The organism is Sphingorhabdus sp. (assembly GCF_044354325.1).
In the GTDB taxonomy this organism is placed as follows: domain Bacteria; phylum Pseudomonadota; class Alphaproteobacteria; order Sphingomonadales; family Sphingomonadaceae; genus Sphingorhabdus_B.
In genome coordinates this window covers 1-18,568 of sequence record NZ_JBILAF010000015.1, presented here as the reverse complement: position 1 = coordinate 18,568, position 18,568 = coordinate 1, and the positions used below count along the sequence as shown (strand labels likewise).

Below are 18,568 nucleotides of genomic sequence, written 5' to 3'. Positions count from 1 at the left end.
ATCGCCTTTCATAGCAACTTCATATCGCAGCCAACCCGGCCACGCAAATGCGTTACGCCACAGCCCGTGCCGCAAAGCCTGCCATCGCGGCCTGTGCCTTGCGGGACTCGCTGAAACTGAAAATAGGCCAGTCGTGCATCATGCCGGCAAGCTCAGTGAGATCAACGGATGGTACTTTGGCTTTTAACGCTCTGGAATCGGTAACCAAAATGTCATCCCCGCCCGCAAAGGCCAAAATGGGGGGCAAGCCATCCCAGTTTCCAAAGATTGGGCTGCACCGAGGATCGGTAAGGGGCAAGTCGCCTGCGTACAAAATACCGCCTTCGCCAATGCCGCTGATGGTCAAAATCCCGTCACGTGGTTCTGTTTTCAACTGGTCGGGATGTGCCGGGTCCAGGTCCAACCAAGGGCAAATGAGTAACAGGCCGGCCGGCAGTGGTTGCGCGCCGTCGCGTGCCATTTGCGCCAATGCCGCGGTCAATCCGCCCCCTGCGGAGTCGCCACCCATGACGAACGGCGCGCCTTTGATATCGGCTTGATACGCCGCGTAATATGCGCTGGCCCATGCCGTAATGGCTTCGGCGGAGCTTTCCGGCGCGAGCGGATACAGTGGCGCCGTTATCGACCAGCCATGTTGTGACGCCATGCGGCTCAAGAATTTCCAGTGGACGTCCGTGGCTGAATAGACATAGCCGCCGCCGTGCCAGAACAAAATATGGGCGCTGGGCGCTTTATCCTTGGGTGCGATGTGCCAGACATTGCGGCCCTGAAATTCGCTCTGCCGAACGTCAATGCCGCCCTTTGCGATTGGTCGCGGCGCAGGCGCTGCCCGGACTTTGATGATGTTTTGTTGAAACTGCGGCCCGCCTGTAAACATCCGGCGATAATAGCCCGTGGTGCGCAAAACAAATCCAGCAAGGCTGGCGGTAAAACTTGGCATGATTGCATTCCCCCTCATGACAAGCGCTATATCAAGGCAGGGGACCAATCAAGCTGTTCGCTTCCCGACAAGAACTCCTGCCGGGAAGCGCGCAGTTTACTTCGACGCGGCGATCCAGGCGTCGATCTTTTTCTCAAGCACGGTTAGCGGCAGTGCGCCGGTGTTCAGAACCTGATTGTGGAATTCGCGCACGTCGAATTTCTTGCCAAGTTCCTTCTTCGCCTTGTCTTTCAGACGCAGGATGGTGAGGGCGCCGATTTTATAGGCCAATGCTTGTGACGGAATGGCGATGTAGCGCTCAACCTCTGCCGTGGCGTCGGTTTTGCCCATATCGCTATTGGCAAGCATATAGTCGATTGCTTGCTCGCGGGTCCAACCCTTGCTGTGGATGCCGGTGTCGACCACGAGACGCATCGCCCGCAGCATTTCGTCGGACAGCGTTCCAAAGCGTTGATACGGGTCTTTAAACAGGCCCATCTCGTAACCGAGGGTTTCGGAATAAAGCGCCCAACCTTCTACATAGGCCGTGTTGCCGCCAAAGCGCATGAACGCGGGAAGCTTTTCATTTTCCTGTGCGATGCTGATCTGGAAATGGTGCCCAGGTGCGCCTTCATGCAAATAAAGCGTGGTCATGCCAGGCGTAGTGCGGCTCGGCAGGTCATAGGCGTTGAAATAAAATGTGCCGGGACGCGATCCATCTGGGGTACCCGATTGATAGCTGCCGCCCGCTTCATATTTCTCGCGGAATTCTTCGTAGGGCTTAATTTCAAGCGGTGCCTTGGGCAGATATTTGAACTGCGTCGAAATTGTTGCGTCGACCTTTTTGCCGATGTCGTAATAACCCTGCGTCAGCGCATCACGGCTCGACATTTTGAATTTCGGATCCGAACGCAGATGCTCGAAAAATTCGGGCAGGGTGCCTTTGAAGCGAACTTCATTCTTGATGGCTTCCATACCCGATGTAATCCGGGCGACTTCCGACAATCCCAGATTGTGGATGTCGTCGGCCTTCAATGGCAGGGTCGTCGTTTGTTCGATCAGATATTGATACAGGCCTTCGCCGCCCTTCATGGCAGACAATCCGACCTGTTCGCGTGCCAATGGCAAATAGCTGTCGCGCAGGAAGTCACGCAGACGGGCATTGGCTGGGTACAGACCGTTTACGATGATATCGCGATATTCCGCCGTTAGGCGTGCTTTGTCCGCATCGCTGAAGTCCGCAGGGAATTTCAGAACTGGCCCGTAATAAGGCGACTCTTCGGTCTTTTGCGCCAATTGTGTGTTCAGCTGGTCGATGACATTGCGGATCGTCATCTTCGTTTCGAATACGCCGGACGCCATGCCTTGGCGGAACCGGCCAATTGATGCGTCCATGAGGACGATGAATTCCTTGTGGCGCTTCAGGTTGTTTTCGTAATCCTGAACCGTCTTGAACGGCGCTGCACCCTGTCCGCTGGCGAAGGTTGGATAAAAAGTGTGAAAGCCGAAAAAGTGATTGAGCGGACGCACGACCGTCAGGTCCATAATTTCTTTGGACAGGCCCTTCAGCGCATCAATCTGGCTTTGTTTGTAAACGTCATATGCAATTTTGTCGGTGTCATTCAACTTTGCGCGGTCGATTGTTTTTAACCCGTCCAGATTGGCCTGCGCTGCGCTGCGTTCATTGTCGAAATAGGCGTCAGAGATGAAATCTCCAAAGCGGTCAGCATAACGCATATCGCCGCGAAACATGGCGTTGAGCGGGTTGCGCTTCAGGCTGGCTTCGTCATCCGCAGCGAACAAAGCGGCAAGCCGCTGGCTTTCCGTCGCGGTGGCCTCGGCTGTCACCGTTTGCGCGTGCGCTGCGCCAAATGGCGTCAACAATGCAGCGCTGACGAGAAGAAGAATGCGTGGGCTATGTTTCATATGGGTCTCTCCAAAAATTGTGTTGGACGCATCAATAGGGTGTTGCGGGCAAGTATCAGCGGATGTCTGACCTTCGCGTGCCCGGCACAAGATAAATTCGACAGACGACGGATAATCTGTGGCAGACGATATACAATATTTGCAATCTGTTACCGTACCGTTTCCGCAATCAGGACGGCTTTTGCGTGTTGAGTTCAAGCCAGTTATTCTGCCGGTACCATTTTGTAATCACATGCTTCACGCCGCGGGTAACAGGCGTTCCGGTATGCAGCGTTTTATAATTCAGTGATCCGTCGAGCTGCATATTATTCCAGATGAGCATCATGCCCGCTTGCGGCCGCACGCCAAGGCCAAGATGCGGGAATTCGGTTGTGCCGCCTTCTTCTGGTTCATTGAGGAATATCATCGCAGTCCAGCTGCGCTGGCCGCCGGCGGGGCCTTCCTTAAGCCAATAGCTTTGGCTGGGATGAAAGAAGTCGTGGTGCGCCTTAAACTCCTGACCGACTTGATAACGCTGCCCCTGCATCGTTTCGGCATAGCTGTTGTCGATGCCCAAAACATCGCTCATCCGTGCCTCGATTTTGGCGATGAACGCATCCCAACGATTTAGGTGACAGCTGTAGCTTGTCCGGAAACCCGCTTGCTCGGTCCCTTTGTACAATGTCGACGGCACGGCATCGGCATCAATTTTGGCGATCATCGTTTTGCAATCCGCTGCACCCAAAAAGCCCTGATACACATATAATTGCGCATCAGGGTGATCGACCTGCTGGACAAGCGGATTGGCATTCAGTCGCTTTGTGACGTGCGAACCAATCCGCGACAGCTTTGCCGGATCGTTATTGGAATCGAACTCCTTGATAGGCGTATCAGGCTGCATCTTATCACCGAATCACGGAACGATACGTCCTCTTACCATGACCCACTCGGCCTTTTCGAGCGTGCGGATGTTGGTCAGCGGATTTTCATTTACGGCGACCATGTCGGCGGAATATCCCACCGCGATCCGGCCGATTTCATTTTCCAGCCCGAGCGTTTTGGCCGCAACGGTCGTTGCGCTGGCCAGTGCCTCGGTCGGCGTCATGCCCGCGTTTACCAGCAAAGCAAACTCACTGGCATTGCTGCCATGTTCAAAGACGCCAGCATCCGTTCCAAAGGCGACAGTGACGCCCATCGCCTTGGCCAGCTTAACCTGACGCCCTGCAAATTCGAGCGCCTGCTTGGCCTTTACCTCAACGGTCGGCGTGTAAATGCCTTTGCCAAGGCGGGCGCGCACGCCCTCTAGCGCCATCAACGTCGGGACCAATGCCGTGCCCTTGGCCTTCATGACCTTCAAAGCGGCTTCATCTGCAAATGTGCCATGTTCGATGGAATCAATGCCGGCTGCTGCCGCTGCCTCAATGCCCCGGGCACCATGGGCGTGCGCCATGACCTTCAGGCCAAGTGAGTGCGCCGTGTTGGCAATGGAGACCATTTCCTCATTCGTGAAATGCGCTTCCAGCCCTCTGCCCTGTTGCGACAATACGCCGCCGGTCGCGGTGATCTTGATAACATCTGCGCCCGCCTTTGACGATTTTCGGACTTTTTCGGCGCATTCAACGGGGCCAGTGCAGGTGAAACCGGAATCCAGCGCGATCAAAACGTCACTGCGGAAACCAGTGACATCGCCATGGCCGCCGACGATCGACAATGCTGGACCAGCAGCGACAATGCGTGGGCCAACAATGCGGCCTTCCGCGGTACCGCGGCGCAGGACAAAAGCAGTATTTTGCGCAGAACCGGCTTCGCGTACCGTTGTGAAACCTGCTTTGACGGTTAGCGCGGCGTTTTTCACGCCCATGACGACGCCCCATTCATCAGGATTGACTGCTTCGTCGCGGAAATCATCGCCGGGGTCGCCGGTCAAATGGACGTGAAGGTCTATGAGGCCGGGAACCAATGTTTTGGTTGAAAGGTCGACCACCCGATCCGCCTGAAACGGATTGGTCGTGCCTTTGGCGATATTTTTAATGCGTCCGTCTTCGACCAATATGACCGCTGGGCCAGTTGGGCCAGTTGCCGCATCGGGCACCAGATTGCCGACAATGATCGCTTGCGTCGCTGCCAACGAAGGGGCTGAAACACATAAAGCTGCACCAGCGAGTAATATCTTACGGAACATCAAAAAACCTCTCTTATGTTTATGCACGGTTTCATTACATGATTTTGTTAAACGGTATGTCCATGACCGGGAACTGTTCCCAGCCGGTGAAATCGAAATGCCACCATTCGTTGGAAAGGCCAACAAACCCCTCGGCTTCCAAATAGCCTTGTAAGCGGGCGCGGTTGGCCAAGGCTGCCGGGGTGGCATCCATATAGTCGCGATGGGCTTTTTCGGAAAAATCATCGAATTCGGTTGGCATCTCGACAAGCTGTCCGGTGCGCAGGTCATGCAAAGTCAAATCGACGGCACAGCCTCGATTATGTTTGGACCCGCGTTTGGGGTTCGCCACATATTCTTTTTTGGGCCCGGCGGGCGTTGCGTCCCATAATTTTTTGGTTATCCGCCATGGCCGATAGGCGTCGTAAATTGTCAGGCCAAAGCCATCCGCCTGGGCTGCTTTGCTGGCGCGGGCGACCGCTTGGGCGGCGGGGGCGGCCAGAAAGGCGCGCGCTTCGTCATACAGCACCCGCCCAGTGAAATTGTTGGCGGTCGCATACCGCATATCAAGCTTGATCGCAGGGTCGAGTGTGACCAACTCGATCAAGCGCTTGGGATCGTCCGCTTTAATCCGTGCAGCCGCATTGGTGGGGATGAACGGCACATCGCGGTCGGGACCAACCGGAACGCAGCTTGCCAGCGGCAGTGCCGCCAGCCCAAAAGCCACCTCCCGGCGGGAGAGGATCATTTTGCGTCTTTCGCCAGCCACTCTTCAAGCCATTTGATCGTATAATTTCCATTTTGGAAATCGGGCTCTTCCAACAAACGTTGATGCAGCGGAATGGTCGTCTTCATGCCTTCAATCACAAATTCACCAAGCGCACGGCGAAGCCGCATCAGGCAGCCCTCGCGGGTCTGACCATACACGATCAACTTGGCGATCATGCTGTCATAATATGGCGGAACTTTATAGCCATGATACAGGCCACTATCGACGCGGACATAGAGGCCGCCGGGTGGGTGATACCATGACACGGTTCCCGGCGACGGCATGAAGGTTTGCGGGTCTTCGGCGTTAATCCGGCATTCGACGGCATGGCCTGTGAAAGTCACGTCCTCTTGCTTGAACGAAAGCGGCTTGCCTTCGGCGACGCGGATTTGTTCGCGGACGAGGTCGATGCCGGTAATCATTTCGGTGACCGGGTGCTCGACCTGAAGCCGGGTGTTCATTTCGATGAAATAGAACTCACCATTTTCCCACAGAAACTCGATGGTACCCGCGCCGCGATAGCCCATGTCGGCCATAGCCTTGGCACAGATATTGCCCATGCGATCACGTTCGGCGGTTGCAAGAATCGGCGAGGGCGCTTCTTCAAGAACTTTTTGGTGCCGGCGTTGCAGCGAACAATCGCGTTCGCCCAAATGGACGGCATTGCCGTTGCCATCGCCAAAAATCTGAAATTCAATGTGGCGCGGGTTACCGAGATATTTTTCGAGGTAGACCGTCGCATCGCCAAAGGCGGCTTTTGCTTCGGACCCTGCTTGCTGCATTTGGGTCTCAAGCTCTTCTTCGCTGTTGACGACCTTCATGCCGCGGCCACCGCCACCCGACGCCGCCTTGATGATTACCGGATATCCGATTTCGCGGGCAATTGCTTTGGCTTCGGCGACATCTTCAATTGCGCCGTCAGAGCCGGGGACAAGCGGCAAACCCAATGCGCCTGCCGAACGCTTGGCCTCAACCTTGTCGCCCATCGTGCGGATATGTTCGGGCTTGGGGCCAATCCATTTGATGTTGTGGCTCTCAACGATTTCCGCAAACTGCGCGTTTTCCGAAAGAAAACCGTAGCCGGGGTGGATGGCGTCAGCATGGCTGATTTCCGCGGCTGAAATAATCGCCGGAATATTCAAATAGCTGTCGGTTGCAGAAGGCGGTCCGATGCAAATCGCTTCGTCGGCGAGGCGCACGTGCATGGCGTCGGCATCAGCAGTCGAATGCACGGCAACGGTCTTGATCCCCATTTCATGCGCCGCACGGTGAATGCGCAGCGCGATCTCGCCGCGGTTGGCGATAAGGATTTTTTCGATTGCCATGGGTTAAGCAATCACCAGCAATGGCTGGTCAAATTCGACAGGCTGTCCGCTTTCCACGTAAATCGCGGTAACGGTTCCGGCATTTGGCGCGATGATGGGGTTCATGACCTTCATCGCCTCAATGATCAGGACGGTGTCGCCAGCCTTGACTTGCTGGCCAACGCTGACGAACGGCGCGGCATCGGGCTCGGGTGTCAGATAGGCGGTGCCGACCATCGGTGATTTCAAGGCGTTTGCTGCAGTCGCAGGCGCGCTTGGGGCTTCATGGGCCGCAGCAACAGTGGGTGCCGCAACCGCAACGGGCGCTGCCGCCATAGGCGCTGCAACCGCAGTCATGGTGCGCGAGACACGAATTTTGCGCTCGCCGTCCTCAACCTCAATTTCGCTGAGGCCTGTGTCGTTCAACATGGCCGCGAGTTCGCGGACAAGGTCCGTATCCACCTGCATGCTGCCACTAGTTCCTGTTTTCGCCGCCATTTAAAACTCCTTGGGACCCTAAACTTGCAATGATGCGCCTAATGTCAAACTTGCAACGCCGCGTCTAGGGCGAGTTCGTAAGACTTTGCGCCATGACCTGCAAACACCGCCTTTGCGCCCATGCTAACATAGCTTAAATGCCTGAATGCTTCGCGTTTGTGCGGATCGGACAAATGCACCTCAAAAACCGGAACATTGATGGCCTTTATGGCATCCAAGATCGCGACCGAGGTGTGGGTGTATCCTGCGGCGTTCAACAGCACCGCCTTGGCCCCCACGGCTTGTGCCTCTTGCAGCCAATCGACGAGATGCCCTTCATGATTTGACTGACGAAAGTCGATGGATGCACCGGCTGCCCGTGCGCGGTCATCCAGATGTCCGGCAATGTCATCAAGCGTATCTGTGCCGTAAATTTCCGGCTCGCGTGTTCCCAGCAAATTGAGATTTGGTCCATTCAGAACAAAGATTATCGGCTTATCAGCCAAAGGACGTCCCCTGATATTGTCAAAGCAGCGGTTGCGAACCGCATCATTCCCGCACTATATGCGCGTCGATAAAAATAGCGAGATGAAATGACCTCTTCCCTGACCACCGATTCTATCTCCCTCACGCTGAATGGCGATCCGCGGCAATTTCGGGCCGGGGCAACCGTTGCTGACCTTGTCCGCGATATTGGGCTGGATCCGGCCAAGGTCGCGGTCGAGCGCAATCTTGAAATCGTGCCGCGTTCTACATTGGAAAATGTCCACTTGGCTGACGGTGATGTTTTGGAAATCGTCCATTTCGTAGGCGGCGGGCAAGACGATAGCTGGTCCGTCGCGGGCCGCCATTTCACATCACGTCTGATCGTCGGCACCGGCAAATATAAGGACTTCGAACAAAACGCCGCCGCGTTGGTGGCATCGGGCGCCGAAATTATCACGGTTGCCGTGCGCCGCGTAAACGTGTCGGACCCCAAAGCGCCGATGTTGACGGATTATATTGATCCGAAAAAGTATACGTATCTGCCGAACACCGCAGGCTGCTTTACCGCGGACGACGCGATACGCACGCTGCGTCTGGCGCGTGAGGCAGGCGGCTGGGACTTGGTAAAGCTTGAGGTGCTCGGCGAAGCAAAAACGCTCTACCCCGATATGCGCGAAACATTGAAGGCGACCGAAATTTTGGCGAAGGATGGATTCCTACCAATGGTCTATTGTGTCGATGATCCCATCGCCGCCAAGCAGCTTGAGGATGCCGGCGCAGTCGCGGTGATGCCACTGGGCGCGCCGATTGGTTCGGGGCTGGGCATTCAAAACCGTGTGACGATCCGTTTGATTGTCGAGGGCGCGAAAGTTCCCGTACTGGTCGACGCAGGTGTCGGGACGGCGTCTGACGCGGCGGTGGCTATGGAATTGGGCTGCGATGGTGTGTTGATGAACACGGCTATCGCAGAAGCCAAAGACCCCGTTGCTATGGCGACAGCGATGAAGCTGGCCGTCCAGTCAGGTCGTATGGCCTATCTGGCGGGGCGCATGGGACGGCGCATGTATGCTGATCCGTCTAGCCCGCTTGCGGGTCTGATCTAAACAAAGCGGGATCTTGCTATTTCCCGGCGAGCCGTTTGACCTCTGCCAGATATTTGCGCCCGATGCGCATCGACAGGTCTTCACCCAGCAACGCGTGCCACACGCCGCCGCCTTCATGGCGTAGGCCGGTTATCAGGTCCCGGCGTACAATATGGCTGCGGTGGATGCGCTGGAATTGATCGGGGTCAAGCCGCTGTTCAAGCGTCGAGATTGTCTGGTGCAGCAAATAGCTGCGCCCGGCCGTGTGCAGCCGCATATAATCGCGCTCGGCCTCAATCCGTTCAATATCCATTGCGGCAATGCGGATGAGTTCGGCGCGATGGGATACCCAAAATTCATGCGCATATCGGCTGTCGGATTTCGCCGTAGTTGTGGCGGGGCTGGTCTCGGTATCTTGTGTGCCAGCCGCACGCGCAATGGCGCGGCCCAGCCGCTCGCTCGACACCGGTTTTAAAACATAATCGACGACATCAAGGTCAAAGGCTTCGACCGCAAAATTATCATAGGCCGTAATCAAAATGATCGCCGGCTTTTTGTGCATCAGGCCCAATGCACGGGCGGCGTTGATGCCGTCCATTTTGGGCATGCCAATGTCTAAGAAAATCAGATCAGGTGTAAGCTGTTGCGCAATGCGCAGCGCCTCTACGCCATCGTTTGCTGTGCCGACGACCTCGATAGCTGGATGATCGGCGCAAAGGGTTTCCAGCCGTTCGATGGCCAAAGGTTCATCGTCAACAATCATGGTGCGCAGACGCTTCATGCCGCGATCCTGTGGCTCAAAGGCAGCGTGAGTATCGCGATGAACCCGCCGCTTTTGACAGCCTCAGTATCGAGGCGCGCCGCAGACTTATATCGCGCCTCCAGCCTATCGCGCACATTGGCAAGGCCAATGCCATTTCCGCCGACATGTGCGGCTTCAACAGCCTCTCCGTCATCAATGACACTCAGCACCAGATTATCATCGCGGTGATCCGCGCTGATTGAAATGGAGACCGGTCGTGTTGCCCGCGACACGCCATATTTGATGGCATTTTCAACAAGCGGCTGGAGAATGAGTGCAGGCACATGCTGGTTCATCAGCTCAGGCGGAATGTTGATGCTGACGCGCAGTCGCTTCGGATAACGCACGCTTTCGATTTCCAGATACAGACGTTGCAGCTCCACTTCCTCCTCAAGCGTCACATCCTCCAACGGATCGGAAGACAGGCTCGTCCGGTAAAAATTGGACAAGTTCTGGATCATCGCTTCGGCCTCTTTGGGCTTACCGGTGATGACCAGACTTGAGAGCGAGTTCAGGGTATTGAAAAGAAAGTGGGGATTGACCTGATAGCGCAGCGATCGCAGTTCGGCATCTTGTGCGGCTTGCGCAAATCTGGATGTTTTCCGCTCGGCTTCGCGCACCTCGCGCGCATAGCCGATGGCGACATATAGCGAGCTCCATGCGATCAGGAAAAAATAATGGGTGACGGAAATGTCGGCGATTTCTTGCCAGAAGGACAGCCCCAATTGCGCCTTCAAATCTTCAAAACTGCGCCCGACGCTCGGGTCCTTAAAAAGGCTGATCGGATCATACAGGTTGAAGATATAGAAATTTGCCGACGCAAGCGCGATTGCACATGGAATTGCGCCCAGAAACGCCACGCTGACGCGGAAGCCCAGCGGTCGCCGGTCCGCCATCCGCAGACCAAAATATAAAATCCACGTGACCAATACGCCCACCAGCGCGACCATGAGGCGCCGTTCAAACAGCACCGCCTGCGCTGGAAAATCGAGCAAAGCGGCGCGCAGCGACAGGATGAGCGCGTAAAAAGCCCAGAACCCGATGATCGTGAGCAAAGCCATTTGATGGCCAATCAATGCTTTTCGCGAGGTGACGTTCTCCATAGCCTTCCATACCGGATTTTCAGCCGGTTGCACCACGCCTACCGTTTCTCGTCGAACGCTTCGCCGATTTCGTCGAATGTTTTGCCGCCGGCTGCTTAATCGGGTTTGCGCTGATAACGGAAATACCAGACTTCATGCCCTAAACGGCGCGCCTTGGCTTCATAACGCGTTTCGGGCCAACCGCCCGGTCGGCTTTGGAAGTCTGCTGCGGCTTCGCACAGCCATTTATATTGGTGCCGGTGGCGCTGCATGACCATGAGGGCGTGGCGCAAATATACCGGGTGGTCGGTGCCGAACCGGAATTCCCCGCCGGGTTTCAATTTTGCGTGGATGAGATCAAGCGGACCATCGTTCATCATCCGGCGCTTTACATGCCGCGCTTTGGGCCAAGGGTCGGGATGCAACAGATAGACGAAGGAAAGCGACTTGTCGGGTACGCGGCGCAATATTTCTAGCGCATCGCCCATATGCAAACGCACATTGCGCAGCGCGCCTTCGCGCACATGCGACAGCGCTTGCGCGACCCCATTCATGAACGGCTCGCAGCCTATAAATCCGTGGTCGGGCAAAAGGTCGGCGCGGTAAGCCAGATGTTCCCCGCCGCCAAAGCCGATTTCAAAGTGCATGGCGCGATCGTCGCCAAACAATTGCATGCTGCCCAGCTCGCCCGTTTCAGGCACCGATATTTGCGGCAAAAGATTGTCGACCAGATCAGCCTGTTCGACACGCAGCTTTTTGCCCTTTGAACGGCCATATAGGCGGTTCAGTGTCGTGGGGTCTCCGGGCTTGTTCGCAGTCATAGCGGTGGCGGCTAAACTTTCAGCCGCCACGCTGCAAGTGTAATCAGGCGAGAGCCGCCTTCAAATCTTCGACAAGGTCGGTGCGTTCCCACGGGAAGAAATCACCTTCGGGCTTGCGACCGAAATGTCCATAAGCCGCAGTCTTGCGATAGATTGGCTTGTTGAGGCCAAGATGCGTACGAATGCCGCGCGGGGTAAGTCCGCCCAGCTTTTCGATATTCATGATCGCCGCTTCAATCAGGTCATCGCCAACTGTGCCGGTTTCATGCGTATCGACATACAGCGAAAGTGGCTTTGAAACGCCAATCGCGTAAGCCAGCTGGATGGTGCAGCGGGTCGCAAGACCAGCGGCAACGATGTTTTTCGCCAGATAGCGCGTGATGTACGCCGCCGAGCGGTCAACCTTTGTCGGATCCTTGCCGCTGAATGCGCCGCCGCCATGGGGCGCTGCGCCGCCATAAGTGTCGACGATGATCTTGCGGCCGGTCAGGCCAGCGTCACCGTCAGGGCCGCCGATTTCAAAGCTACCGGTCGGGTTGATGTGATAGACTGTGTCGCGCAGCAAGACCGGCGGAATAATGTCGGCGACAACCTTGCGGACATAAGCGTGCAGTTCCGCTTCCTTGTCACCCGTGTCATACCCCGCAGCATGCTGGGTCGACACGACGACGGCGGTTGCGGCGACGGGCAAGCTGCCTTCGTAGCGCAGGGTAACCTGGCTCTTTGTGTCTGGTTCAAGGAACGGGGCTGCGCCGGAATGGCGGTCAGCGGCCATACGCTCCAAAATCTTGTGGCTGTAATACAGCGTTGCCGGCATCAGATCGGGCGTTTCGTCGGTCGCATAGCCAAACATGATGCCCTGATCGCCAGCGCCTTCATCCTTGTTGTCCGATGCATCAACGCCTTGTGCGATATGCGCGGATTGGCCGTGCAGATTGTTTTCAAAGCGGAACGTTTCCCAATGGAAACCATCCTGCTCGTAACCGATCTCTTTCACGGTGCGGCGAACGGTGGCTTCGATTTCTTCCTGCGCGCCGGGTGCCCATGCGCCATTTTCATAGACGCCTTTGCAGCGGATTTCACCGGCAAGCACGACCAACTGAGTCGTGGTCAGGGTTTCGCACGCGATGCGGGCTTCGGGGTCTTTGGAAAGAAATAGGTCGACGATAGCGTCGGAAATTTGGTCCGAAACCTTGTCTGGGTGCCCTTCGGACACGGATTCGGACGTGAAAAGGTAATTTGCGCGCATGGTTGTTCCAGTCTGTTGGCTGTATCTGCGTATAAAGAATTCTTTATATCGGATTTCGCCTTTAGCGAGAACGTACGCGGCGGGCAAGAGGTAACAGCGCACAACCGATGAGCAGCCCTGCAAAGCCGAGCGGCAATATATTTCCGAAGCGTGCGAACAGTGTTGGCGCCTTGGCCTGCGGCACAACTGCGTCGATGCGGCCAGATGTTCCCAGTGGCAGGCTTTTGATGATCCGGCCGTTCGCATCGATGACGGCGCTGATGCCGGTTGGTGTGGCCCGCACGACGGGTAAGCCCTCCTCGATCGCCCGAAGACGTGCCTGTGCCAAATGCTGTGGCGGGCCGATGGTGCCGAACCACGCGTCGTTCGATGGATTAAAGATAAAGTCTGGCCGGTTCGTGCGGTCGGTAACTTGGCCGGAGAATATCATTTCATAGCAAATCTGGATGCCGATTTTGACGGGCTTGCCGTTCAGATTGACTGTCATCGTCTGTGGTCCAGGACCGGGCCAGAAATCGAGGTCGCCGGGTACCAATCGCGCCAAGCCCAAAGGCCGCAGCAACCACGGCAGCGGCAGATATTCGCCATAAGGGACAAGATGCGCCTTGTCATAATGGCCCAAGATATTGCCGTTCGCGTCCATCGCCGAAACGCTGTTGCGCGCCGCGACCAATTGGCCCTTTTCAATCACCAGCCGGTTTGCGCCGGTGACCAAAACATCGCCGTCACCCATCAGCGTCGTCAGCCGCGCCCGCGCGCCTGTCGCACTTTCGCCCGGCTGGCCCTGATAATAACGATAGGGATAGCCCTCTTCCAAATAATCCGGAATTGCGGCCTCTGGCCATAAAATCAGCCGCGCGCCTTGATCGGGCATCAGGCGGCTGTTCATCGCCAGCTTGGCAAAGTTGATCGCGTCATAGCCCGGCGCATATTTGTCGGCTTGGCTAATGTTGGGTTGCGCGATGGTGACGGCGACGGGCGTCCTATCTGATGCGCTTTGATCGAAGGAGCTCCGGCCCGTGATAGCGACTGCTGCGAGCGCAAATAATATTAAACCGCCAAGAAAATAGCCGGTCCGCCCGTAATCGCCGCGTTCAATGCCAGATGCTGGCGTCCACAAAGTTACGAACTTTAGGATCATCCCAACAACAAGAAGCATGAGCCCCGAAAGGCCATAGGTTCCAAGGGCGGTCGCAGGTTGCGAAAGATATGGAATGGACAGGGTAACCACGCTGAGCGGGTTCCAGACATAGCCGGTGAATACCCAGCTGCGCAGCCATTCGGTGATGATCCACAAGCCAGCAAAAGCGAGGATGAGGTGGAGGGTGGGTGTGGACCTGATCTTTTCGTCATCTCCGCCGGAGTCAGGAAGGGCTATCGTCGTGCGGTGATTGATCCAATAGGCTCCAGCCGCAGCCAAGGCGGGATACACCGCCAAATACAGCGCCAGCCCGAATACCGCGATGTAACCAAGCCAGATCGGCATTGCCGCCTGAAAGGTGAAGGCGACCGCGATCCATTGATTGCCAAAGGTGAAATGCCCGACCCCGAAAAGCCAGCCGAGCATGAACGCGCGCTTGGTGCTCGGCGCTTGGCTTATCAGTTGGATGAGCAACGCGAAACAGATGAACGTTAGCGGCCAAAGCCCCCATGGCTCAAAACCATAAGCCGACGCAGCACCCGCAACGAGCGCCGTCCAACGGGGAAACTTTCCAAGCAAAGCCGATAATTTCTGCATGGCGCGCTTTTGCCCACCATATATGACAATTGCAATCGCACAAAAACGTCGTTGCTTGCGGTTCAGGCTTTCGATGCTAATTCATCGCCATGATTATTTTTGTGTATGCGCTCGCGCTTTCGGCGCCATCTGCCCTGACGGAAACGCATCATTCGGATATCGCCTGTGTTGCGACCCTTGCGACCTTGGCGGAGCGACAGCGGCTTGGCACCGCACCGTCCGATGTGCCCAATGTCGGGCAATCGGGCAAACGTTGGGCCGGCATCGTCGGCAGCCGCATTACCGAACAAAGCGGCCAACCGCGTGAGTTGGTTGCGGTTGCCATGGCCGAAGCGGCGAAAGCCGAATTTCAGCGCCCAAGCGATCCGGCGACCACCCACAAATGCGCGATGCAAATGTCGCAGGAACTCGCTACGGCCGATATTTCCGATCAACCCCTTCCAAAACCGGTGACATCAAAATGAGCTTACGCCCCTTCCACTTGGCCTTTCCCGTCCGTGACTTATCCGAAGCGCGGCGCTTTTACGGCGACATCATGGGGTGCCCCGAAGGGCGCGCGTCCGATCATTGGGTCGACTTCGACTTTTTCGGACATCAGATCGTCGCGCATCTCGATGCCAATGCGCGATCCGTTTCCACGCATAATCCGGTGGATGGCCATGACGTTCCCGTGCCGCATTTTGGTGTCGTGCTGACGATGGAACAATGGGAATTGCTGGCCGCCCGCGTCACCGCCGCTGGCATCCGCTTTGGCATTGAACCCCATGTCCGTTTTAAAGGCGAAATTGGCGAACAGGCTACGATGTTCTTCTGCGACCCAAGCGGCAACGCGCTGGAATTTAAGGCATTCGCCGACGACGCAAATCTGTTCGCGCGTTAACGAACCTTATTCGTCATTTTCCGGCGCCGATGAATCACGCGCCTCGCTGTTTTCACTTTCAAACGTCATCGACGGTTCGCCAGTGATGGCCGGAATGGGCTCGATTTCTGGAGCGGCAACGGGCATTTCGGCGCTTGCGTCGGGCACATTTTCGGACGGCTCCCGCGTTGGTGCTTCCGGAGCGGTCGCTTCATTGGCCTCAACCGGCGCGGCAGTCGTGCTCTGGTCGGCATCGAGATAAGAGCGCGTGGCCATGGCGGCCATGACAATGATGGTGACGACCGCGATGAACGTGACGATTTTGCGTGAGCTGCTGTCCATGTCTGCTTTCCGATATTGTAAATAACCCGTATGTGGCGGTGCTAGCTTGCTTCAATCGTTGTGACGTTCGAGCAGACATCACTCTTGCGCGCACCATTGTCAGCCAGCATCGTGAACGCAAAAAATCCGCCGACGACAGCCACCAGAAACGCGGCGGTGACCCACGCCAGATATTTGTCGATGAAGGCCTTAATCGGGCGTCCGAATTTCCAGAACAAAAATCCGACCAGCATGAACTGGAATGCCCGGCTCAACACGCTGGCCCAGATGAAGGTGAACAGATCCATTTTGATGAACCCTGCGGTCAAGGTCAGCAGCTTGAACGGAATGGGGGTCGCGCCCTTGATCAAAATAATCTCTGCGCCAAATTCGCGCAGATAGCAGGCGGCCGCAGGAAAGCTGTCCCATAGCCCAAGCGCCTTTAGCAGCGCCGTGCCGATGGTTTCATACGCAAAATAGCCAATGGCATAGCCAAAGAGCCCGCCCATGACGGAGGCCAAAGTACAAATCGCCCCATAGCGCAACGCCTTGTCCGGGCGCGCCAAACACATCAACCCAAGCAAGGGATGCGGCGGTATGGGGAAGAATGAGCTTTCGATGAAGGAAAACAGGAACAGCCAGCGTTCGGCATGGGCGTGCCCAGCCTTTTCCATCATCCAATCATATAGGCGTTTCAACATTGTGTGCGGGGTTAAACCGCGAACGGCTGCAAGTGCAAGCTTTTAACCTGCGGGCATATTCCGTGCCATGTCCGCCTCCGTTGCCCGCGTGGCTTCGCTGGCGGGCGCGAATAGGAAATAGCCCGTGATAACCATCATCAGCATGATCAGGACTTTTAACAGGTCACGCATATCCCGCGCGCGCAATCGCCGTTTCGACCGTCTGCGGGACGGCAATGGTTTTCCAGATATGTCGAGAATATTGGCCATTGAATACTCCTTGACCAGCAAAACCCCAACGCGTCGCATATGTTCCGCAATCGGCCGATTATGTTTTCCTTGGCCACTTATGCAGCAACAACACTTGCTTTCTGTCGCGCGAATGCACAGCGGGTGGGAATGGAATTGGAAAACTTCGATACAGACGCGTTCTTGCGCGACCATTGGCAGAAAAAGCCGCTGCTTATCCGCAATCCGTGGCGCAATTGGCAAAACCCGTTGGAGCCCGATGAGCTTGCCGGTCTCGCCTGCGAAGAAGAAGTGGAGTCGCGCCTGATTTGCCAGACCGTCAAGGGCTGGGAGATGGAGCAGGGGCCACAGCATGAGGATCGCTTGGGCGGCCTTGGTGAATCGCATTGGACTTTGCTGGTGCAGGCGGTCGATCACCATGTGCCGATGGTGGCTGACCTCATCGCGCCGTTCCGGTTCATCCCCAACTGGCGGATTGACGATGTGATGGTCAGCCTTGCCGCAGACCAAGGCGGGGTTGGTCCGCATTTCGACCAATATGATGTTTTCCTGATTCAGGGCCACGGTCGCCGCCGATGGCAGATTGGGCCGCATTGCGACGCCGATAGCCCGCTGGTGCCGCATGAGGACCTCAAGCTGCTCGCAGAATTTGAAGCGACCGAAGAATGGGTGCTTGAACCCGGCGATATCCTGTATGTCCCGCCGGGCATCGCGCATAATGGCGTTGCGGTGGGTGCGGACTGCATGACCTATTCGGTTGGTTTTCGGGCGCCGTCGCGCGCCGACCTGCTGGGGCATTTTGTCGATGATATGCTTGAGCAGATTCCCGAGGATGATTTGTACCGCGATCCGGATTTGGCAGGGCAGGCTAACCCGGGTGAGATTATGCCCGACGCCTTAGCGCGCTTGCACCGGATGACGTTGGATTCGCTTTCCGACCCGCGTGCCTTTGCGCGCTGGTTCGGCATGTTCAACAGCACGCCCAAATATGCCGAAATGGACTGGCAACCGGAAACCCCCGTTGACGCGGACGACGTGCGACAATTTATTGCCGGTCAGGCCCTGCTGTCGCGCAATCCGGCCAGCCGTTTGGCATTTGTGGGCGATGGCGCGGATGCGGTGATGTTCTTTGCCGACGGCGCATGTTTTGACTGCGGCGTGGAGACAGCGGATCTGGCGCGGAAACTGTGCGCGCAAGATGCTTTGGTCCTCGACACTGAACTCGCGTCAGTCGACGCGGCGATCGACCTGCTGACGCAGCTGTGCAACATGGGGTGCATCGCGTTCGAAGGCGAAGATTGATTTGCGCACGCGGCTGAGCATTTGCCGGAGGAAGGCGGCCTATGCGTCGGAAGCCGATGCCATTGCCGCAATGACGGCGGCGACCATCACGCTGCGCCATTACCGCTGCGACCGATGTGGCCAATATCATCTGACGAGCCGGACCAAGGGCAAGCGCGTGCCGCGCCCGGCGGACTAAGCCTGTGCGTCAGACCTCGCGCCAGCTGCCGGGGGCAAGATCGTCCAGCGTCCAATCGCCAACGCCGTGGCGCACCAGCCGCAATGTCGGGTGGCCAACCGCGGCGGTCATACGGCGCACTTGCCGGTTGCGGCCTTCGCGGATGACAAGCTGTATCCAGCTGTCGGGCACCGTCTGGCGGACG

21 protein-coding genes and 1 pseudogene are annotated in these 18,568 nt (G+C 56.7%); 5 read left to right on the top strand and 17 right to left on the bottom strand.

Annotated features, from left to right (window positions below):
- Window positions 1-52: 52 nt before the first annotated feature.
- From ACIQ0G_RS02785 to ACIQ0G_RS02750, 8 genes are all read right to left on the bottom strand, one after another.
- Window positions 53-940: an alpha/beta hydrolase fold domain-containing protein gene (locus tag ACIQ0G_RS02785; protein ID WP_397576597.1), complete on the bottom strand. Its 888-nt coding sequence runs from the start codon at window positions 938-940 to the stop codon at window positions 53-55.
- A gap of 96 nt (window positions 941-1,036) precedes the next feature.
- Window positions 1,037-2,845, bottom strand: coding sequence for a DUF885 domain-containing protein (locus ACIQ0G_RS02780; RefSeq protein ID WP_397576596.1), 1,809 nt, complete (start codon window positions 2,843-2,845; stop codon window positions 1,037-1,039).
- Between the two features lie 169 nt (window positions 2,846-3,014).
- Entirely contained in the window at window positions 3,015-3,725 is a 711-nt protein-coding gene (locus ACIQ0G_RS02775) for a prolyl hydroxylase family protein (protein WP_397575569.1), read from the bottom strand.
- A 12-nt stretch (window positions 3,726-3,737) separates the two neighbouring features.
- Window positions 3,738-5,006 (bottom strand): amidohydrolase family protein, encoded by a 1,269-nt coding sequence (locus tag ACIQ0G_RS02770; protein WP_397576595.1) that lies wholly within the window; start codon window positions 5,004-5,006, stop codon window positions 3,738-3,740.
- 34 nt (window positions 5,007-5,040) lie between these two features.
- Window positions 5,041-5,733, bottom strand: a complete 693-nt coding sequence (gene ddpX, locus ACIQ0G_RS02765) for a D-alanyl-D-alanine dipeptidase (RefSeq protein WP_397576594.1) — start codon at window positions 5,731-5,733, stop codon at window positions 5,041-5,043.
- Window positions 5,730-7,079 carry an acetyl-CoA carboxylase biotin carboxylase subunit gene (accC, locus tag ACIQ0G_RS02760; protein ID WP_397576593.1) on the bottom strand — a complete coding sequence of 450 codons (1,350 nt, stop codon included), beginning with the start codon at window positions 7,077-7,079 and terminating at the stop codon, window positions 5,730-5,732. The genes ddpX and accC overlap by 4 nt, the downstream gene beginning before the upstream one ends.
- A 3-nt stretch (window positions 7,080-7,082) precedes the next feature.
- Window positions 7,083-7,556, bottom strand: a complete 474-nt coding sequence (gene accB, locus ACIQ0G_RS02755; protein WP_397576592.1) for an acetyl-CoA carboxylase biotin carboxyl carrier protein — start codon at window positions 7,554-7,556, stop codon at window positions 7,083-7,085.
- A 44-nt stretch (window positions 7,557-7,600) separates the two neighbouring features.
- Complete coding sequence (locus tag ACIQ0G_RS02750) at window positions 7,601-8,041, bottom strand: type II 3-dehydroquinate dehydratase (protein WP_183941886.1); 441 nt, start codon at window positions 8,039-8,041, stop codon at window positions 7,601-7,603.
- 87 nt (window positions 8,042-8,128) lie between these two features.
- Between ACIQ0G_RS02750 and thiS the strand changes: the two genes are divergently transcribed.
- The gene (gene thiS / locus ACIQ0G_RS02745) at window positions 8,129-9,124 is read left to right on the top strand and encodes a sulfur carrier protein ThiS (RefSeq protein ID WP_397576591.1); all 996 of its coding nucleotides are present in this window, start codon (window positions 8,129-8,131) and stop codon (window positions 9,122-9,124) included.
- 16 nt (window positions 9,125-9,140) lie between these two features.
- Here the strand turns inward: thiS and ACIQ0G_RS02740 are convergent, their stop codons facing one another.
- From ACIQ0G_RS02740 to lnt, 5 genes are all read right to left on the bottom strand, one after another.
- The gene (locus tag ACIQ0G_RS02740; RefSeq protein WP_397576590.1) at window positions 9,141-9,884 is read right to left on the bottom strand and encodes a LytR/AlgR family response regulator transcription factor; all 744 of its coding nucleotides are present in this window, start codon (window positions 9,882-9,884) and stop codon (window positions 9,141-9,143) included.
- Window positions 9,881-11,008, bottom strand: a complete 1,128-nt coding sequence (locus tag ACIQ0G_RS02735; protein WP_397576589.1) for a sensor histidine kinase — start codon at window positions 11,006-11,008, stop codon at window positions 9,881-9,883. Before ACIQ0G_RS02735 ends, ACIQ0G_RS02740 begins: the two co-directional genes overlap by 4 nt.
- Before the next feature lie 95 nt (window positions 11,009-11,103).
- A complete protein-coding gene (locus tag ACIQ0G_RS02730; RefSeq protein WP_397576588.1) occupies window positions 11,104-11,808 on the bottom strand; it encodes a tRNA (guanine(46)-N(7))-methyltransferase TrmB in 705 nt (234 codons plus the stop codon).
- 43 nt (window positions 11,809-11,851) lie between these two features.
- Window positions 11,852-13,057, bottom strand: coding sequence for a methionine adenosyltransferase (metK, locus tag ACIQ0G_RS02725; protein WP_397576587.1), 1,206 nt, complete (start codon window positions 13,055-13,057; stop codon window positions 11,852-11,854).
- 61 nt (window positions 13,058-13,118) lie between these two features.
- Window positions 13,119-14,795: an apolipoprotein N-acyltransferase gene (lnt, locus tag ACIQ0G_RS02720; RefSeq protein WP_397576586.1), complete on the bottom strand. Its 1,677-nt coding sequence runs from the start codon at window positions 14,793-14,795 to the stop codon at window positions 13,119-13,121.
- Window positions 14,796-14,884: 89 nt separating this feature from the next.
- Here lnt and ACIQ0G_RS02715 point away from each other — a divergent pair, with 89 nt between their 5' ends.
- The gene (locus tag ACIQ0G_RS02715) at window positions 14,885-15,259 is read left to right on the top strand and encodes a hypothetical protein (protein WP_397576585.1); all 375 of its coding nucleotides are present in this window, start codon (window positions 14,885-14,887) and stop codon (window positions 15,257-15,259) included.
- A complete protein-coding gene (locus ACIQ0G_RS02710; RefSeq protein ID WP_324479246.1) occupies window positions 15,256-15,675 on the top strand; it encodes a VOC family protein in 420 nt (139 codons plus the stop codon). The genes ACIQ0G_RS02715 and ACIQ0G_RS02710 overlap by 4 nt, the downstream gene beginning before the upstream one ends.
- A 6-nt stretch (window positions 15,676-15,681) precedes the next feature.
- Here ACIQ0G_RS02710 and ACIQ0G_RS02705 read toward each other — a convergent pair whose 3' ends face one another.
- From ACIQ0G_RS02705 to ACIQ0G_RS02695, 3 genes are read right to left on the bottom strand one after another with little or no spacing between them, the layout of a single operon-like run.
- Window positions 15,682-15,996 carry a hypothetical protein gene (locus ACIQ0G_RS02705; RefSeq protein ID WP_397576584.1) on the bottom strand — a complete coding sequence of 105 codons (315 nt, stop codon included), beginning with the start codon at window positions 15,994-15,996 and terminating at the stop codon, window positions 15,682-15,684.
- 41 nt (window positions 15,997-16,037) lie between these two features.
- On the bottom strand, window positions 16,038-16,676 hold the full coding sequence (locus ACIQ0G_RS02700) for a YqaA family protein (RefSeq protein WP_397576583.1): 639 nt from the start codon (window positions 16,674-16,676) through the stop codon (window positions 16,038-16,040).
- Window positions 16,677-16,718: 42 nt separating this feature from the next.
- Complete coding sequence (locus ACIQ0G_RS02695; protein WP_397576582.1) at window positions 16,719-16,925, bottom strand: hypothetical protein; 207 nt, start codon at window positions 16,923-16,925, stop codon at window positions 16,719-16,721.
- Window positions 16,926-17,054: 129 nt separating this feature from the next.
- On the opposite strand from ACIQ0G_RS02695, the gene ACIQ0G_RS02690 reads away from it, so the two are divergent.
- Both ACIQ0G_RS02690 and ACIQ0G_RS02685 read left to right on the top strand, forming a co-directional pair.
- Window positions 17,055-18,206 (top strand): JmjC domain-containing protein, encoded by a 1,152-nt coding sequence (locus ACIQ0G_RS02690; protein WP_397576581.1) that lies wholly within the window; start codon window positions 17,055-17,057, stop codon window positions 18,204-18,206.
- Between the two features lies 1 nt (window position 18,207).
- Window positions 18,208-18,384 (top strand): hypothetical protein, encoded by a 177-nt coding sequence (locus tag ACIQ0G_RS02685; RefSeq protein WP_397576580.1) that lies wholly within the window; start codon window positions 18,208-18,210, stop codon window positions 18,382-18,384.
- 9 nt (window positions 18,385-18,393) lie between these two features.
- Here the strand turns inward: ACIQ0G_RS02685 and ACIQ0G_RS02680 are convergent.
- Window positions 18,394-18,568 (bottom strand): annotated as a pseudogene (locus ACIQ0G_RS02680) (pseudouridine synthase); the annotation flags it as partial.

Excerpts from the sequence above, each read along its gene's own strand:
- ACIQ0G_RS02785 (WP_397576597.1), bottom strand. The coding sequence starts at position 940 with ATGCCAAGTTTTACCGCCAGCCTTGCTGGATTTGTTTTGCGCACCACG.
- ACIQ0G_RS02780 (WP_397576596.1), bottom strand. The coding sequence starts at position 2,845 with ATGAAACATAGCCCACGCATTCTTCTTCTCGTCAGCGCTGCATTGTTG.
- ACIQ0G_RS02775 (WP_397575569.1), bottom strand. The coding sequence starts at position 3,725 with ATGCAGCCTGATACGCCTATCAAGGAGTTCGATTCCAATAACGATCCG.
- ACIQ0G_RS02770 (WP_397576595.1), bottom strand. The coding sequence starts at position 5,006 with ATGTTCCGTAAGATATTACTCGCTGGTGCAGCTTTATGTGTTTCAGCC.
- ddpX (WP_397576594.1), bottom strand. The coding sequence starts at position 5,733 with ATGATCCTCTCCCGCCGGGAGGTGGCTTTTGGGCTGGCGGCACTGCCG.
- accC (WP_397576593.1), bottom strand. The coding sequence starts at position 7,079 with ATGGCAATCGAAAAAATCCTTATCGCCAACCGCGGCGAGATCGCGCTG.
- accB (WP_397576592.1), bottom strand. The coding sequence starts at position 7,556 with ATGGCGGCGAAAACAGGAACTAGTGGCAGCATGCAGGTGGATACGGAC.
- thiS (WP_397576591.1), top strand. The coding sequence starts at position 8,129 with ATGACCTCTTCCCTGACCACCGATTCTATCTCCCTCACGCTGAATGGC.
- ACIQ0G_RS02740 (WP_397576590.1), bottom strand. The coding sequence starts at position 9,884 with ATGAAGCGTCTGCGCACCATGATTGTTGACGATGAACCTTTGGCCATC.
- ACIQ0G_RS02735 (WP_397576589.1), bottom strand. The coding sequence starts at position 11,008 with ATGGAGAACGTCACCTCGCGAAAAGCATTGATTGGCCATCAAATGGCT.
- ACIQ0G_RS02730 (WP_397576588.1), bottom strand. The coding sequence starts at position 11,808 with ATGACTGCGAACAAGCCCGGAGACCCCACGACACTGAACCGCCTATAT.
- metK (WP_397576587.1), bottom strand. The coding sequence starts at position 13,057 with ATGCGCGCAAATTACCTTTTCACGTCCGAATCCGTGTCCGAAGGGCAC.
- lnt (WP_397576586.1), bottom strand. The coding sequence starts at position 14,795 with ATGCAGAAATTATCGGCTTTGCTTGGAAAGTTTCCCCGTTGGACGGCG.
- ACIQ0G_RS02715 (WP_397576585.1), top strand. The coding sequence starts at position 14,885 with ATGATTATTTTTGTGTATGCGCTCGCGCTTTCGGCGCCATCTGCCCTG.
- ACIQ0G_RS02710 (WP_324479246.1), top strand. The coding sequence starts at position 15,256 with ATGAGCTTACGCCCCTTCCACTTGGCCTTTCCCGTCCGTGACTTATCC.
- ACIQ0G_RS02705 (WP_397576584.1), bottom strand. The coding sequence starts at position 15,996 with ATGGACAGCAGCTCACGCAAAATCGTCACGTTCATCGCGGTCGTCACC.
- ACIQ0G_RS02700 (WP_397576583.1), bottom strand. The coding sequence starts at position 16,676 with ATGTTGAAACGCCTATATGATTGGATGATGGAAAAGGCTGGGCACGCC.
- ACIQ0G_RS02695 (WP_397576582.1), bottom strand. The coding sequence starts at position 16,925 with ATGGCCAATATTCTCGACATATCTGGAAAACCATTGCCGTCCCGCAGA.
- ACIQ0G_RS02690 (WP_397576581.1), top strand. The coding sequence starts at position 17,055 with ATGGAATTGGAAAACTTCGATACAGACGCGTTCTTGCGCGACCATTGG.